Here is a 14914-nt window from a genome sequence, read left to right on the forward strand (position 1 = left end):
CGTCCTTCGGGTCACGGGGCGCCGGCCCGCTGCGGGCGCGGCACGAGAGAAGAGAGTAGTCCGGGCGCCGGCGGGGCACCAATCCCCCGCCGACGCTCGGCACGGGCGTTTCAGAGCGTGGAGATCCAGTTGCGCAGCAGCTGGATGCCGGCGTCCCCGGACTTCTCCGGATGGAACTGGGTGGCCGAGAGCGGGCCGTTCTCTACCGCGGCGAGGAAGCGGGAGCCGTGCTCGGCCCAGGTGAGCTTCGGCTGCGGGAACGGCGGGATGACGTCGAGTTCCCACGACTGCGCCGCGAACGAGTGCACGAAGTAGAACCGCTCCTGCTCGATGCCGCGGAACAGCACGCTGCCCTGGTCGGGCTCCACGGTGTTCCACCCCATGTGCGGCAGCACAGGGGCGTCCAGCTCGGTGACGATGCCCGGCCACTCGCCGAGACCGTCGACCTCGGCACCACGCTCCACGCCGCCGGCGAACAGCACCTGCATGCCGACGCAGATGCCGAGCACGGGACGGCCGCCGGCCAGGCGGCGCTCGATGATCTCGTCGCCGCCGTGCGCGGCGAGGGCCTCGCGGACGGCGGCGAACGCGCCCACGCCGGGCACCACGAGACCGTCCGCCTCGAGCGCGGCGGTGCGGTCTCCGGTGAGCTCCGCGTCGGCGCCCGCACGGATCAGCGCCTTAACCGCGGAGTGGACGTTGCCGGAGCCGTAGTCGAAGACGGCGACGGTGGGGCGGCGCCCCTCGGCGGGCGCGGTCACAGCGCCCCCTTGGTCGACGGCACCCCGACCACCAGCGGGTCGAGCGCCTTCGCCTGGCGGAACGCGCGGGCGAACGCCTTGAACTCGGCCTCGGCGATGTGGTGCGGGTCGCGGCCGCTGATCACCCGCACGTGCATCGTGAGCGCGGCGTTGTACGCGATCGCCTCGAACACGTGCCGCACCAGGGACCCGGTGAAGTGGCCGCCGATGAGGTGGTGCTCGTAGCCGGCCGGCTCCCCCTCGTGCACGAGATACGGGCGCCCCGAGATGTCGACGACGGCCTGCACGAGCGCCTCGTCCAGCGGCACCAGGGCGTCGCCGTACCGGGAGATGCCGCTCTTGTCGCCGAGCGCCTCGCGGATCGCCTGGCCCAGCACGATCGCGACGTCCTCCACGGTGTGGTGGGCGTCGATGTGGGTGTCCCCGGAGGCGCGGACGGTGAGGTCGGTCAGCGAGTGCTTCGCGAACGCCGTGAGGAGGTGGTCGAAGAACGGCACCGAGGTGTCGATGTGGCTCTGACCGGTCCCGTCGAGGTTCAGCTCGAGCTCGATCGTCGACTCGGACGTCGAGCGGGTGCGGCGGGAGGTGCGAGCGGTCATGAGGGCGATCCTATCGAGGCGAGCGCGTCCAGGAACGCGGTGGTCTCCGCTTCCGTGCCGGCCGTGACACGGAGGTGGTTCGGGATCCCGACGTCGCGGATCAGCACGCCCTTGTCGTAGAGGGCGCGCCAGGTGGCTGCCGGGTCGGCGACCCCGCCGAACAGCACGAAGTTCGACCAGGAGCGGTGCGGCGTGTAGCCGAGAGCCTCGAGCGTGGCGGTGATGCGGTCCCGCTGCGCCACGATCTCGTCGACCATCGCGAGCATCATCGGCGCGTTGCGCAGCGCCGCGAGGGCCGCGGCCTGCGTGAGCGCGCTGAGGTGGTACGGCAGGCGCACCAGGCGGAGCGCGTCGATGAACGCGGGATCCGCCGCGAGATAGCCGACCCGCGCCCCGGCGAAGGCGAACGCCTTGCTCATCGTGCGGGACACGGCGAGCCGCGGGCGCCCGTCGAGCAGGGTGAGCGCCGACGGGGAGTCCTTCGGCGCGAACTCCTGGTAAGCCTCATCGACGATGACGATCCCCCGCGCGGCCTCGTACACCGCTTCGATCACCTCGAGCGGAAGCGGTGTGCCGGTGGGGTTGTTCGGCGCGCACAAAAGGATCACGTCGGGGTCGTGCTGTCGCACCTGGGCGACGGCCTCCTCGACGGTGATCTCGTAATCCGGGTGCCGGGTGCCCGCGATCCAGGTCGCGCCGGTCCCCTGTGCGAGCAGCGGGTACATCGAGTAGGTCGGGGCGAACCCGAAGACGGTCCGCTCGGGTCCGGCGAACGCCTGCAGGATGTGCTGCAGCACCTCGTTGGAGCCGTTGCCCGCCCAGATGTTCGCCGCCTGGAGGTCGTGGCCGAGATACTCGGCGAACGCCGTGCGCAGCTCCGTGAACTCCCGGTCCGGGTAGCGGTTCACGTCGCGCAGTGCGACGGCGACCTCGTCGAGGATGTCGCTCGCCACCTGCTCGGGCACCGGATGGGTGTTCTCGTTCACATTGAGCGCCACCGGCAGCGGCGCCTGCGGGGCTCCGTACGGGCGCAGCCCGCGGAGGTCGTCGCGAAGGGGTAAGTCATCGAGCGAGACAGTCACCCTGCCATGCTAGGCGGCGCGGCTGTGAGGCCCGGCACAGATGTCGGCGGTTGCTGAGCTCCGTCGAAGCACGGATCAGCGCCCGGTGGCGCCGTACTGCGCCGGGATCGCGAGGTGCTGGCCGACCTCGATGACGCCGCCGTCGATCAGGTTGAGCTTCGAGATCTCGGCGACGACGTCGCGCGGGTCGTCGTTCGGCGCGACCTCGCCCGCGATCGACCACAGCGTGTCGCCGGGCTGCACGGTGACGGTCGAGAAGGTGCCGGCGGCCGTGTGCTGCGCCGAGGCGAGGGCCGTGCCGCCGCTGAGCGCCGCGAAGGCGATCGCGCCCGCCACCGGCAGCGCGACCAGCGCCGCCAGCACGCGCCGTCCGCGTGCGGTGATCCGCAGGCGCGTGGCGGGGACCGGTCCGGCGAAGGTGATGCTGCTCATGGTGCTTCTCCTCTGTGTGGTGCGGGTCCGCCTCTCCCCGGATCCCGGTCCTCTGTGTGAGGATCCGGGGTTCCGGGCCTCTGGAGAGGCGAACCTACGTTCCGAAACTACTTTCGAGTTCGAACATCTGTCAAGCATTCTTCGAAATTGGCTTCGCCGACTTCGCCGACACGCTCGAACAGATCTACCGATTCCGACCCGATCTCGGATACGGTTTCGATACCGAGACCCCATCACGGACCACCGACATTCGAACCGCCGCCCGCAGTTCGGGCGGATCGACCGGATCCGAGACGGCACGACGCACACGAAGGAGATGGCATGAGCGACGGCGCGACCCCCGGCTCCGAGGCCCCGCGGACGCGGCGCCGCAAGAGCCTCAGTGCGAAGCAGATGGCGATCCTCGAGGTCATCCAGACCTCGATCGCCCGGCACGGCTACCCGCCGAGCATGCGCGAGATCGGCGACGCCGTCGGCCTGAAGTCGCTGAGCAGCGTGACGCACCAGCTCGGACAGCTGGAGCTGAGCGGCTACCTGCGCCGCGACCCGGGCAAGACGCGCGCCATGGAGGTGCTGATCGACCTGCCCGGCATGTCCGCGGAGAACCCGGCCGATGCCGCGCCCGCCGTCGGCGATGCGGCGCTGGTCCCGCTGGTCGGCCGCATCGCCGCCGGAGTGCCGATCACGGCCGAGCAGCAGGTCGAGGAGATCTTCCCGCTGCCGCGTCAGCTGGTGGGCAAGGGCGACCTGTTCATGCTCAAGGTCTCCGGCGAGTCGATGATCGACGCGGCCATCTGCGACGGCGACTGGGTGGTCGTGCGCTCGCAGGGCACGGCGGAGAACGGCGAGATCGTCGCCGCGATGCTCGACGGCGAGGCGACCGTGAAGACGTTCCGCCGTCGCGACGGCCACGTCTGGCTGCTCCCCCGCAACAGCGCCTTCGAGCCCATCCTCGGCGACGACGCCACGGTGCTCGGCAAGGTCGTCGCGGTCCTGCGCGCGGTCTGAGCGCGCCTACGCGCGGCCGGGGCGCGACACGGTGAGGACGACACCGTCGGCGATCGCGTAGGGGCTCGCGGTGATCAGCGCGCCGAGGGACCGCTTCATCCGGGAGATCTCGGCGCGCACCGTGACCTGGTGGGCTCCGTCGCCGTAGACGACCCGGCTGAGCCGTTCCGCCGACGCCCCGGCACGGCCGTGTTCGGCGATCGCCGCCAGCAGCGCAGCCGGGCGCGCGCCGAGGGCGGTCCGCCAGGACGACTGCGCCGAGCACACCTCCAGCACGGCCTGCGGCGCCGTGAGGTCCAGGGTCGCGCGGACGGTCGCGGAGCCGCCGCGGGGCCGCACGATCCACCCTCCGTGCACCGGCTCCGGCACGCACAGGCCGAGTCCGGGCAGAGCGATCGCGCGGTCGGCCCGCGGCGCGTCGATCCGGGGCCCGACGCTCACCCCGCGCTGCACGGCGACCCAGCCATGGTCGTCGACCACGAGCACGGGCTCGTTCGCCGCGGCCAGCAGCGGCTGCACCGCGGTGCGCAGCCGCTCCAGGTGCTCGCCGTGCCGGCGCCACAGGCGTGCCTCCGCCAGGGACGCCGAAGCGCTCACGAGGGCCCGGATCGCGGGATGCAGGGTCAGCGCAGGGCCGCTCACGTCGACGACGCCGAGCAGGCGGCCGTCGATCGGGTCGTGGATCGGCGCTGCCGAGCAGTACCACGGCACCTGCGCGTTCTCGAAGTGCTCGGCCGAGAACAGCTGCACGGGAGCCGCCTCGGCCAGCGCCGTGCCGATGGCGTTCGTCCCCACGGCGTCCTCGGTCCACACCGCGCCCTCGGTGAAGCCCAGCGCGTCCGCCTGGTGCTTCACCCGTGCCGAACCGCTGCGCCAGAGCACGACGCCATCGGCGTCCGTGACGACCACGAGGTACGAGGAGGCATCCGCCGCCGCCAGCAGCGGGGCGCGGAGATCGTCCAGCACGAGCGCGAGCCGAGAGTCCCGCCGGCGCGCCTCGACCTCGGCCGGCCCGAGCGGGTCGCGCCGGCCCCGTCCTTCCGGGTCGACGCCGAACTCGAGCGCACGCCGCCATGAGCGCGCCACCAGCTCCCGCGGGCGCTCCGGCGGGGCCGCACCCGACAGCACCGCGTCGTGCACGCGCACGAGACTGCGCGCCAGGTCGGCCAGGTCGGGCGTCGTCGCCATGGCCGGGAGCGTAGCGCGCCGAACGCTGCGTCCGGTTGCAACATCGTGCAACGCTTCACCACCGGGTTCCGGCGGGCGTGTGCTGTCACCATGACTCAGCTCGATGAACGGCCCGCAGTGTCGCCGGCCGCCCCTGCCCTCACGGATGCGGATCCCGCCACAGCCTGGTTCGCCGCCTTCGAGGAGGCGCTCGCCGCGCGTGACATCGCCGCGGCCGCCGACCTCTTCGCGACGACCAGCTTCTGGCGGGATCTGGTGTCCTTCACCTGGAACATCACGACCACCGAGAACCGCGACGGCGTCACGGAGCTCCTCACCGCGACGCTGGATCGCACGGACCCCCATGACTTCCGCCTGACGGAGCCCGCGGAGACGGCGGACGGCGTCACCACCGCGTGGTTCGAGTTCTCCACCGCGGTCGGACGGGGCCGCGGCCTGGTGCGCCTCATCGACCAGGACGGTCCCAAGGCGTGGACGCTGCTCACCACCCTCTTCGAGCTGACCGGGCACGAGGAGCCGCTGCGCGAGCGCCGCCCGATGGGGGCCGAGCACGGCGCCCGGCGGGATCGCGTCACCTGGCTGGAGCGGCGCCAGGCGGAGGAGGCGTCCCTCGGCGGCGACACCCAGCCCTACGTGCTCGTGATCGGCGGCGGGCAGGGCGGCATCGCGCTCGGCGCCCGGCTGCGTCAGCTCGGCGTCCCGGCGCTCGTCGTGGACAAGCACCCGCGTCCGGGCGATCAGTGGCGGGGCCGGTACAAGTCGCTGTGCCTGCACGACCCGGTCTGGTACGACCACCTGCCCTACATCAAGTTCCCCGAGAACTGGCCGGTCTTCGCCCCCAAGGACAAGGTGGGCGACTGGCTGGAGGCGTACGTGAAGACGATGGAGGTGCCGTACTGGTCGAAGACCGTCGCGACCCGTGCCGCCTTCGACGAGGCGACCGGCACCTGGACCGTGGAGGTGGAGCGCGACGGGCAGCCGCTCACGCTCCACCCCACCCAGCTCGTGCTCGCCACCGGCATGTCGGGCAAGCCGAACATCCCCCGCTTCGAGGGCCAGGACGTGTTCCGCGGCGAGCAGCAGCACTCCTCGCAGCATCCCGGACCCGACGCCTACGCGGGCAAGCGCTGCGTGATCATCGGCAGCAACAACTCCGCGTTCGACATCTGCGGCGCCCTGTGGGAGCACGGCGCCGACGTCACCATGGTGCAGCGCTCCTCCACGCACATCGTGAAGAGCGACACGCTCATGGACATCGGCCTCGGCGATCTGTACTCGGAGCGTGCACTCGCCGCGGGGGTGACGACCGAGAAGGCCGACCTCATCTTCGCCTCGCTCCCCTACCGCATCATGCACGAGTTCCAGATCCCGCTCTACGAGCGCATGAAGGAGCGCGACCGCGACTTCTACGACCGCCTCGAGGCGGCGGGCTTCGACCTCGACTGGGGGGACGACGGATCCGGTCTGTTCATGAAGTACCTGCGCCGCGGGTCCGGCTACTACATCGACGTGGGCGCCGCCGAGCTCGTCGCGGACGGCGAGGTCAAGCTCGCCAAGGGCGACGTCGACCACCTCACCGAGGACGCGGTGGTCCTGAAGGACGGCACGGTGCTGCCCGCCGACCTGGTCGTGTACGCGACCGGCTACGGATCCATGAACGGCTGGGCGGCGGATCTGATCAGCCAGGAGGTCGCGGACCGCGTCGGCAAGTGCTGGGGTCTCGGATCCGACACGACCAAGGATCCCGGCCCGTGGGAGGGCGAGCAGCGCAACATGTGGAAGCCGACGCAGCAGCCCAACCTGTGGTTCCACGGCGGCAACCTGCACCAGTCGCGGCACTACTCGCTGTATCTGGCGCTGCAGCTCAAGGCGCGTCAGGTGGGTCTGGACACGCCTGTGCACGCCCTGCAGCAGGTGCACCACCGGGGCTGACGCCCGTACGACGAGAGACGCCCTCCCGGATCCGGGAGGGCGTCTCTCGTGCCTTTCGACGGGCTCGGGGAACGGTCAGACCGCGACCGACACGTCCTCGCGGACGCGGCGGGTGGCCTCGACGATGTTGCGCAGCGAGGCGTTGGTCTCCTCGTAGCCGCGGGTCTTCAGACCGCAGTCGGGGTTGACCCAGAGCTGACGCGTGGGGATCTCCTCGACCGCACGGCGCAGGAGCGCCTCGACCTCGGCGACATCGGGCACTCGCGGCGAGTGGATGTCGTAGACGCCGGGGCCGATGCCGTGGTCGAAGCCGGCGGCGGCGATGTCGGTGACGACCTCCATGCGGCTGCGCGCGGCCTCGATCGAGGTCACGTCGGCGTCCAGCGCCCGGATCGCGTCGATGACGACGCCGAACTCCGAGTAGCAGAGGTGGGTGTGCACCTGGGTGGCGGTCTCGGCCCCGGCGGTGGACAGGCGGAACGAGGCGACGGACCAGTCCAGGTACGCCGGCTGGTCGGCCTTCTTCAGCGGGAGCAGCTCGCGCAGCGCGGGCTCGTCCACCTGGATGACGCCGATGCCCGCGGCCTCGAGATCGGCGATCTCGTCGCGCAGCGCCAGCGCCACCTGGTTCGCGGTCTCCGCCAGCGGCTGGTCGTCGCGCACGAACGACCAGGCGAGGATCGTGACCGGGCCGGTCAGCATGCCCTTCATCGGCTTCGCGGTGAGAGACTGCGCGTACTGCGACCAGGCGACCGTGATCGGCGCCGGGCGGGAGACGTCGCCCCACAGGATGGACGGACGCGTGGCGCGGGATCCGTAGGACTGCACCCAGCCGTTCTCGGTGACGTCGAAGCCGTCGAGGTTCTCGGCGAAGTACTGCACCATGTCGTTGCGCTCGGGCTCGCCGTGCACCAGGACGTCGAGGCCCAGCTCCTCCTGCAGCGCGACCACGCGGCCGATCTCGTCGCGGAGGAACCCGTCGTACTCGTCCGCCGTGATCTCGCCCTTCGTGAACTGCGCGCGGGCGCGGCGGATCTCGCCGGTCTGCGGGAAGGACCCGATCGTCGTGAGCGGCAGCGCCGGCAGGTCCAGCGCGATGGACTGGGCCGCCACGCGGGCGTCGTAGTCGCCGCGCTGGAAGTCGGCATCGGTGAGCGCCGCGGTGCGCGCGCGCACGGCGTCGACGCGCACGCCGGGTGCGCTCAGGCGATCGGCGAGGGCGGCGGACGCGGCGTCGAGCTCGGCGGCGATGGCGGCGCGCCCCTCGGCGAGGCCGCGAGCCAGGGTGGTGACCTGGGCGACCTTCTGGTCGGCGAACGCGAGCCAGCTCACCAGGCGGGCGTCGAGCTTCGACTCGTCCTCGACGTCGTGCGGCACGTGCTGCAGCGAGGTCGAGGTCGCGGCGGACACGCCGGCGGCGCCGAGGCCGCGCAGCGCCTCGAGGGTGTCGAAGGCTGCGGACAGGTCGCCGCGCCAGATGTTGTGGCCGTCGATCACGCCGCCCACGAGCACCTTGTCGTCGAGTCCCGGCACCGCGGCGGGCACCGTGCCGCGGACGAGGTCGAGGCCGATCGCCTCGATCGGAGCGGCCGCGAGCACGGCGAGATTGGCGTCGAGCGCCGCGTAGGGGGCGGCGACGAAGATCGCGGGACGCTCGGCCAGACCGCCGAGGACCGCGTAGGCGCGCGCGGCGGCGTCGCCCAGCTCGGCGACCGACGCCGGGAGGGACTCGCTCACGAGCGCGGGCTCGTCCAGCTGCACCCACTCGGCTCCCGCGGCCTTCAGCGCGCCGAGCAGCTCGGTGTACACCGGGAGGAGGTCGTCCAGGCGGGACAGCGGGTCGAAGCCCTCCGGCGCCTCGTCGGCGGCCTTCGCGAGAGCGAGGAAGGTGACCGGGCCGACGATCACGGGGCGGGTGCGGAAGCCGGCCTCGGCCGCCTCCTGCACCTGACGCACGATGCGGTCGCTGGACAGCGAGAACGCGGTGTCCGGACCGATCTCGGGAACGAGGTAGTGGTAGTTCGTGTCGAACCACTTGGTCATCTCGAGCGGCGCGCGCTCGCCCTCGCCGCGCGCGATCGTGAAGTACGCGGGCAGGCCGATCGTGCCGTCCTCGCCGCGGAGGTCCTCGAACCGGGCCGGGATCGCGCCCACCGTGACGGCCGCGTCGAGCACCTGGTCGTAGTAGGAGAACGACTCGGGGATGGCGGAGTCGTCGCGGCCGAGCCCCTGCGCGGCGAGACGCTCGCGCGTGGTCGCACGCAGCTCGGCGGCAGTGCGCTCGAGCTCCGCCTCATCGATCCGGCCGGCCCAGAACGCCTCGACGGCCTTCTTGAGCTCGCGGCGACGGCCGATGCGGGGGTAGCCCAGGATGGTGCCCTCGGGGAATGCGGTCATGACGGTCCTCTCTGACGGAAGGGGGAAGATGCGGCTCAACGCCGGACGGTGGGCACCGCCGGCTGCCGGTCGGTGCGCGCGGAGGCGGAGGAGGCCGTGGCGAGCACTCCGGCCTCCTCGAGCACGTCGAGCACGGTGCGGTGCTGGTTGAACGCGTACAGGTGCACGCCGGGTGCGCCGCCGTCGACGAGCTCGCGCACCAGCGCTGCAGCGTGGGCGACGCCGATCTCGGTGCGTCCCTCCGCCGTAGGCTCGACCTCGAGGGCGATGGACAGCTCGGCGGGCAGCTCCTCGCCGCTGAGCTCCAGCACGCGGCGCAGACGCGCAGGCGAGGTGATCGGCATGATGCCGGGCAAGATCGGGATCGTCACCCCGGCACGGCGCGCCCGCTCGACGAACGCGAAGTAGTCGTCCGGGTGGAAGAACAGCTGGGTGATCGCGAGGGTCGCCCCGGCCGCCTGCTTGGCCAGCAGCGCGTCGATGTCCTGGTTGCGGTACGTCGAGCGCGGATGCCCGTTCGGGTACGCGGCGACGGCGATGTTCACCTTGCGGCGCGGCGTCACCTGCACCGCCCCCGGGACGCCCGGAATCGGTCGCTCCTGATAGGGCGCGCGCTCGGCCTGTGCCCGGTCGATGAGCTGCACCAGCTGCGCCGAGCTCTCCAGATCCCCGAGGAACGGCTCGGTCTCCCCCAGCGGCGGGTCCCCGCGCAGGGCGAGGAAGCTCAGGATCCCGGCGTCGAGGAACTCCCGGATCAGCCGGGACGCGCCCGCGTAGGTGCTGCCGACGCACGTGAGGTGCGCCAGCGGTTCGACCGCGGTGTGCTCGCGGATGTAGCGCAGCACCTCCAGCGACCGGCCGCCGACGGATCCGCCGGCTCCGTAGGTCACGGAGATGAACCGCGGGGACACGGAGGCGAGCTGCTGGATCGTCTCGTGCAGCGCCTCGACGGGTGCGGGCGTGCGCGGCGGGTACAGCTCGAAGGAGATCGGCACGCGCGGCGCGACAGCCCCGTGCGGGGCGAACGGCGGCACGTCGAAGGACATCTCTCTCCTGCATCGGGGGCGGTCCCCCCACGCTAGGCGGCACCGGCAGGCGGCGCATTCTCTGTTTCACCATGTGTCGGCACGCGCTCTTCTAGGCTCGAAGCATGAGCGCTGCATACGGTTCCTGGCCCTCGCCGCTGTCCGCCGCCGACCTGGCCACCGCCGGCATCCGGATCGACGGCGCCCGCTACGCCGCGGACGGGATCCACTGGAGCGAGTCGGTGCCGCATGAGCGCGGCCGCATGCGCGTGCTCCGGCTCGACCCGGAGGACGGCGTGCAGGAGGTGCTGCCCGCGCCGTGGAGCGCACGCTCCCGGGTGCACGAGTACGGCGGCGGTGCGTGGACGGTCGCGGACGACGGCACGCTCTTCTTCGTCGACGGCGAGGATCAGCGCGTCCGCCGGTGGGATCGGGGCGCCGACGCGCCCGTGCCGCTCACCGCACCCGGCCCGCAGTACGGCGGGCTCCGCCTGCAGCAGGGGCGGCTGTTCGCGGTGCGGGAGGATCTGCGCCCGGATCCGCACGAGCGGGCCATCGTGGAGATCCCGGTCGACGGCGCCGCGGCGGAGGACGACGGAGCCATCCGCGCGGTCTACAGCGGTTCCGGATTCTTCGCGCACCCGTCGCTCTCACCCGACGGTGCGCGACTCGCGTTCGTCCACTGGTCTGAGAGTCGCATGCCGTGGGACAACGCGACGGGCGTCATCGCCGACCTCGACGGAGGGCATCGCCTCATCCCGTCCCGGGCAGCGCTGCAGCCGGAGTGGCTCTCCGACGACGAGGTGCTGTTCGCGGACGACGGGACCGGCCGCTGGAACCTGCACCGCGCGCGCCTGGACCATCGTCCCGCTCCCTCGGACCAGATCCGCCCGGCGATCCGCGACGAGTTCGCGGTGGCCGACGCCGACACCGGCGGCGGGCTCTGGGTGCTCGGCCAGCGCTGGTTCCGGATCCTCGACGACGGCCGGATCCTCGCCGTCCGCACGAACGGCTCGGACTCCCTCGCGCTGCTGGATCGCGACGGCACGGTGATCCGGGAGCTCGAGGTGCCCTTCGACGCGGATCTCAGCCTGGAGGACTCCCGGGGATCCCGGGTCCTGATCACGGGTCAGGGACGACGCGTCACCCCCGGCCTCTGGGAGCTGGACATCGATGCGGGCACCGCGCGGGCGATCCGCGGCGGGGATCCGGTGGATCCGGCCTGGGTGCGAGGCGCGCGCCCGGTGACGTTCGACGGCCCGCACGGCCCCGTGCACGCGTTCGACCACGCGCCGGCGAACCCCGACGTCACCCCCGACGCGGGCGCCCTGCCGCCGTACATCGTGCAGGTGCACGGCGGGCCCACGGCGCACGCGGCGGGCGCGCAGGCGGGCTGGATCACCTACTTCACCAGCCGCGGCATCGGCGTGCTCGAGGTGAACTACGGCGGATCGACCGGCTACGGCCGCGCCTACCGGAAGCGCCTGGACGGCGCGTGGGGCGTCGTCGACGTGGACGACGTGCTCGCCGCGGCGCAGGGCCTCGCCGACGCCGGCCTCGCCGACCCCCGCCGCATCGCGATCCGCGGCGGCTCGGCCGGCGGCTGGACGGTGCTCTCCGCGCTCGTGCGCGGCGGAGTGTTCGCCGCGGGCATCGACCGGTACGGCGTCGCGGATCTGCGCCTGCTCGCGGCAGAGACCCACGACTTCGAGCGCCACTACCTCGACGGTCTCGTGGGGCCGCTGCCCGAGGCCGAGCAGACCTACATCGATCGCTCGCCGCTCACCCACGCCGATCGCATCGACGTGCCCGTGCTCATCCTGCAGGGCGCGGACGACGCCGTCGTCCCGCCCTCGCAGTCCGAGGCGATCCGCGATGCGCTCGCCGCGCGCGGGGTGCGGCACGACTACCTGCTGTTCCCCGGTGAGGGCCACGGGTTCCGGCAGGCGGAGACGATCATCGCGGCCGCGGAGGCGGAGCTGCGCTTCCTCGGCGAGGTGTTCGGGTTCGAGCCGACGCCCTAGCCGCCCACCGGGGAGTCACTCCCCGAGGCGGTTGCGGGTGCGCATGGCGCGCTCCGCCTCGCGGGAGTCCTGGCGCTCGCGCAGGGCCTGCCGCTTGTCGTACTCGCGCTTGCCCTTGGCCAGCGCGATCTCGACCTTGGCGCGTCCGTCGGAGAAGTACAGCTTGAGCGGGATCAGCGTGTAGCCGCCGGCGGAGACCGCGTGCGAGAGCTTCGCGATCTCCTCCTTGTGCAGCAGGAGCTTGCGGATCCGCTTGGCCGAGTGGTTCGTCCAGTGCCCCTGGGAGTACTCCGGGATGTGCACGGCGTCGAGGAAGGCTTCGCCGCCCTTGATGTACGCGTATCCGTCGGTCAGATTCGCGCGCCCCTGGCGCAGCGACTTCACCTCGGTGCCCGTGAGCACGAGTCCCGCCTCGTACGACTTGTCGAGGTTGTAGTCGTGACGTGCGCGACGATTGGTCGCGACGACCTTCTCCCCGCGTTCCCTGGGCATGGCGATCTCCTGATTCTGCGCCGTGCGGGCGCACGGCAGCCTGTCAGCCTATCAGGCGCGCAGCCAGCGGCGGATCGCGAACCCGGCGCTGAGCGCGGCGAGCACCACTCCGATGCCGATGAGCACGGGTACGACGAGCAGCGCGTCGTCGAGGCCCACCCACGTCGTGATGAACCCCACTCGCTTGGTCAGGTACTCCTGCACGCCGAAGTGCACGCCGAGCAGCACGGCGGCGCTGGCGAGCACGGATCCGATCACCGCCGCGAACACGCCCTCGAGCACGAACGGCGTCTGGATGAAGCGGTTCGAGGCGCCGACCAGGCGCATGATCCCGATCTCGCGCCGCCGCGCGTAGGCGGAGAGGCGGATCGTGGTGCCGATCAGCAGCACCGCGGCGACGAGCATGAGCACGGCGATTCCGACCGCGATGTAGGTGGCGACGGTGAGCGCGTTGAAGAGCGGATCCAGGTATTCGAGCTGGTCCTTCACCTCGTCCACGCCCTTGACGTCGTGGAACGCCTCGGCGATGACGGCCGACTGCGTCTGATCCTTGAGGTTGACCTTGAAGACGGCGTTGACCTGGTCGGGCGTGAGCACCCCCGCGTAGTCCTTGCCGACGAGCTTCAGCGTCTCCTGATACGCCTGGTCCGCGGTCTGGAAGGTGCTCTTGCTGATCAGCGGCTTGAGCGTCGCGCCGTCGAGCTCGGCCTGCACGGCCTTGATCTGGTCATCTGTGGCGACGCCGCCGACGCAGCCCGGCGAGGTGGACACCGAGGAGCACATGTAGATCGCGACCTGCGCGCGGTCCTGCCAGTAGGCGCGCATCGTGCCGATCTGCGCCTGCATGAGGATGGCGGCGCCCACGAACGTGAGCGACACGAACGTCACCAGCACGACGGAGATGACCATGGAGGCGTTGCGGCGCAGGCCGGTCAGCGCCTCGCCGAGGATGAGTCCGAACCTCATGACGTCGGCCCCACTTCGTCGTCGTCGCGTTCTGCCAGCCCCAGCCGGTCGGCCACTCCGAGCTCGGCCACATCGATCGCGGGCACGGTGATCGGATGCGTCGTCGGAGGCGCGTCGTCGGCGGGCTTCATCGTCGGCGGCGCCGGGGTCCGCGGCTCCTCGACGGGCGCAGGCGGGGCGACCGGCTCGGCGATCGCCGCCTCGGTCGCGCGATGCACTTCGCGCACGGTCTGCAGCGCCGCGGTGGCGGCGGCGCCGCGGATGGCCTCGGGCTCGAGGCGAGGGACGTTCGACGTGTCGCCGTAGCCGCCGCCGACCTCGTCGCGCACCATCTCGCCGTCGCGCAGCTCGATCACCCGGCGCTGCATCTGGTCGACGAACGCGGCTTCGTGCGTGGCCATGACCACGGTGGTCCCGCCGGCGTTGATGCGCGCCAGCAGCTGCATGATGTCGACAGAGGTTCCCGGGTCGAGGTTTCCGGTCGGCTCGTCGGCGAGCACGATCTGCGAGCGGTTCACGATGGCCCGGGCGATCGCAACTCGCTGCTGCTCGCCGCCGGAGAGCTCGTGCGGGAGGCGCTTCTCCTTGCCGCTGAGCCCGACGAGCGCCAGCGCCTCGGGCACCGCCTGCTGGATGAACCCGCGCGAGGCGCCGGTGACCTGCAGGGTGAAGGCGACGTTCTGATAGAGGGTCTTCGAGGGCAGCAGCCGGAAGTCCTGGAAGACGGATCCGATGCTGCGGCGGAAGTAGGGGACCTTGCGGTTCGCGATGGACTTCAGGTCGCGCCCGAGCACGGCGACGCGGCCCGAGGTGGGCGACTCCTCCCGGAGGATGAGCTGGAGGCAGGAGCTCTTCCCGGATCCCGACGCGCCGACGAGGAAGACGAACTCGCCTCGCTGCACCTCGAAATCGACCCCGGAGAGCGCGGGACGCTCGGTGCCGCGATAGCGCTTGGTGACGTTCTCGAATCGGATCATGGCGTGTCGAGCCTAAGCGGGCACCGCCCGC

At 71.8% G+C, this 14914-nt stretch carries 13 protein-coding genes; 3 read left to right on the top strand and 10 right to left on the bottom strand.

Features of this window, described 5'->3' with window-relative positions:
• Nucleotides 1-110 precede the first annotated feature (110 nt).
• The 4 genes from hisH to ACYQ1L_RS12915 all read right to left on the bottom strand — a co-directional run bounded on the left by hisH (nucleotide 111) and on the right by ACYQ1L_RS12915 (nucleotide 2874).
• Nucleotides 111-761: an imidazole glycerol phosphate synthase subunit HisH gene (gene hisH, locus ACYQ1L_RS12900; RefSeq protein WP_460004493.1), complete on the bottom strand. Its 651-nt coding sequence runs from the start codon at nucleotides 759-761 to the stop codon at nucleotides 111-113.
• The gene (hisB, locus tag ACYQ1L_RS12905; protein ID WP_460004494.1) at nucleotides 758-1360 is read right to left on the bottom strand and encodes an imidazoleglycerol-phosphate dehydratase HisB; all 603 of its coding nucleotides are present in this window, start codon (nucleotides 1358-1360) and stop codon (nucleotides 758-760) included. Before hisB ends, hisH begins: the two co-directional genes overlap by 4 nt.
• Complete coding sequence (locus ACYQ1L_RS12910) at nucleotides 1357-2442, bottom strand: histidinol-phosphate transaminase (protein ID WP_460004495.1); 1086 nt, start codon at nucleotides 2440-2442, stop codon at nucleotides 1357-1359. The genes hisB and ACYQ1L_RS12910 overlap by 4 nt, the downstream gene beginning before the upstream one ends.
• Before the next feature lie 75 nt (nucleotides 2443-2517).
• Nucleotides 2518-2874 carry a LysM peptidoglycan-binding domain-containing protein gene (locus tag ACYQ1L_RS12915; protein ID WP_460004496.1) on the bottom strand — a complete coding sequence of 119 codons (357 nt, stop codon included), beginning with the start codon at nucleotides 2872-2874 and terminating at the stop codon, nucleotides 2518-2520.
• Nucleotides 2875-3195: 321 nt separating this feature from the next.
• On the opposite strand from ACYQ1L_RS12915, the gene lexA reads away from it, so the two are divergent.
• Nucleotides 3196-3882, top strand: a complete 687-nt coding sequence (gene lexA / locus ACYQ1L_RS12920) for a transcriptional repressor LexA (protein WP_159575561.1) — start codon at nucleotides 3196-3198, stop codon at nucleotides 3880-3882.
• A gap of 6 nt (nucleotides 3883-3888) precedes the next feature.
• Here the strand turns inward: lexA and ACYQ1L_RS12925 are convergent, their stop codons facing one another.
• Nucleotides 3889-5070 carry a GAF domain-containing protein gene (locus ACYQ1L_RS12925; RefSeq protein WP_460004497.1) on the bottom strand — a complete coding sequence of 394 codons (1182 nt, stop codon included), beginning with the start codon at nucleotides 5068-5070 and terminating at the stop codon, nucleotides 3889-3891.
• Between the two features lie 90 nt (nucleotides 5071-5160).
• Here ACYQ1L_RS12925 and ACYQ1L_RS12930 point away from each other — a divergent pair, with 90 nt between their 5' ends.
• On the top strand, nucleotides 5161-7002 hold the full coding sequence (locus ACYQ1L_RS12930) for a flavin-containing monooxygenase (protein WP_460004498.1): 1842 nt from the start codon (nucleotides 5161-5163) through the stop codon (nucleotides 7000-7002).
• 75 nt (nucleotides 7003-7077) lie between these two features.
• Here the strand turns inward: ACYQ1L_RS12930 and metE are convergent, their stop codons facing one another.
• Both metE and ACYQ1L_RS12940 read right to left on the bottom strand, forming a co-directional pair.
• A complete protein-coding gene (metE, locus tag ACYQ1L_RS12935) occupies nucleotides 7078-9399 on the bottom strand; it encodes a 5-methyltetrahydropteroyltriglutamate--homocysteine S-methyltransferase (RefSeq protein ID WP_460004499.1) in 2322 nt (773 codons plus the stop codon).
• 35 nt (nucleotides 9400-9434) lie between these two features.
• Nucleotides 9435-10445, bottom strand: a complete 1011-nt coding sequence (locus ACYQ1L_RS12940) for a methylenetetrahydrofolate reductase (RefSeq protein ID WP_460004500.1) — start codon at nucleotides 10443-10445, stop codon at nucleotides 9435-9437.
• Nucleotides 10446-10549: 104 nt separating this feature from the next.
• Here ACYQ1L_RS12940 and ACYQ1L_RS12945 point away from each other — a divergent pair, with 104 nt between their 5' ends.
• Nucleotides 10550-12448 (top strand): S9 family peptidase, encoded by a 1899-nt coding sequence (locus tag ACYQ1L_RS12945; protein ID WP_460004501.1) that lies wholly within the window; start codon nucleotides 10550-10552, stop codon nucleotides 12446-12448.
• A 15-nt stretch (nucleotides 12449-12463) separates the two neighbouring features.
• Here ACYQ1L_RS12945 and smpB read toward each other — a convergent pair whose 3' ends face one another.
• Genes smpB through ftsE form a run of 3 tightly spaced genes read right to left on the bottom strand, consistent with a single transcriptional unit; the run spans nucleotide 12464 to nucleotide 14883 of the window.
• Nucleotides 12464-12940, bottom strand: a complete 477-nt coding sequence (gene smpB, locus ACYQ1L_RS12950) for an SsrA-binding protein SmpB (RefSeq protein WP_460004502.1) — start codon at nucleotides 12938-12940, stop codon at nucleotides 12464-12466.
• Nucleotides 12941-12991: 51 nt separating this feature from the next.
• A complete protein-coding gene (gene ftsX, locus ACYQ1L_RS12955) occupies nucleotides 12992-13906 on the bottom strand; it encodes a permease-like cell division protein FtsX (RefSeq protein ID WP_460004503.1) in 915 nt (304 codons plus the stop codon).
• A complete protein-coding gene (gene ftsE, locus ACYQ1L_RS12960) occupies nucleotides 13903-14883 on the bottom strand; it encodes a cell division ATP-binding protein FtsE (RefSeq protein WP_460004504.1) in 981 nt (326 codons plus the stop codon). The genes ftsX and ftsE overlap by 4 nt, the downstream gene beginning before the upstream one ends.
• Nucleotides 14884-14914: the final 31 nt, after the last annotated feature.

The organism is Microbacterium xylanilyticum, from assembly GCF_054654695.1.

Bases quoted from the DNA above. Each gene is read 5' to 3' on its own strand.
- hisB (WP_460004494.1), bottom strand. From the start codon at position 1,360: ATGACCGCTCGCACCTCCCGCCGCACCCGCTCGACGTCCGAGTCGACG.
- ACYQ1L_RS12915 (WP_460004496.1), bottom strand. From the start codon at position 2,874: ATGAGCAGCATCACCTTCGCCGGACCGGTCCCCGCCACGCGCCTGCGG.
- lexA (WP_159575561.1), top strand. From the start codon at position 3,196: ATGAGCGACGGCGCGACCCCCGGCTCCGAGGCCCCGCGGACGCGGCGC.
- ACYQ1L_RS12925 (WP_460004497.1), bottom strand. From the start codon at position 5,070: ATGGCGACGACGCCCGACCTGGCCGACCTGGCGCGCAGTCTCGTGCGC.
- ACYQ1L_RS12930 (WP_460004498.1), top strand. From the start codon at position 5,161: ATGACTCAGCTCGATGAACGGCCCGCAGTGTCGCCGGCCGCCCCTGCC.
- metE (WP_460004499.1), bottom strand. From the start codon at position 9,399: ATGACCGCATTCCCCGAGGGCACCATCCTGGGCTACCCCCGCATCGGC.
- ACYQ1L_RS12940 (WP_460004500.1), bottom strand. From the start codon at position 10,445: ATGTCCTTCGACGTGCCGCCGTTCGCCCCGCACGGGGCTGTCGCGCCG.
- ACYQ1L_RS12945 (WP_460004501.1), top strand. From the start codon at position 10,550: ATGAGCGCTGCATACGGTTCCTGGCCCTCGCCGCTGTCCGCCGCCGAC.
- smpB (WP_460004502.1), bottom strand. From the start codon at position 12,940: ATGCCCAGGGAACGCGGGGAGAAGGTCGTCGCGACCAATCGTCGCGCA.
- ftsX (WP_460004503.1), bottom strand. From the start codon at position 13,906: ATGAGGTTCGGACTCATCCTCGGCGAGGCGCTGACCGGCCTGCGCCGC.
- ftsE (WP_460004504.1), bottom strand. From the start codon at position 14,883: ATGATCCGATTCGAGAACGTCACCAAGCGCTATCGCGGCACCGAGCGT.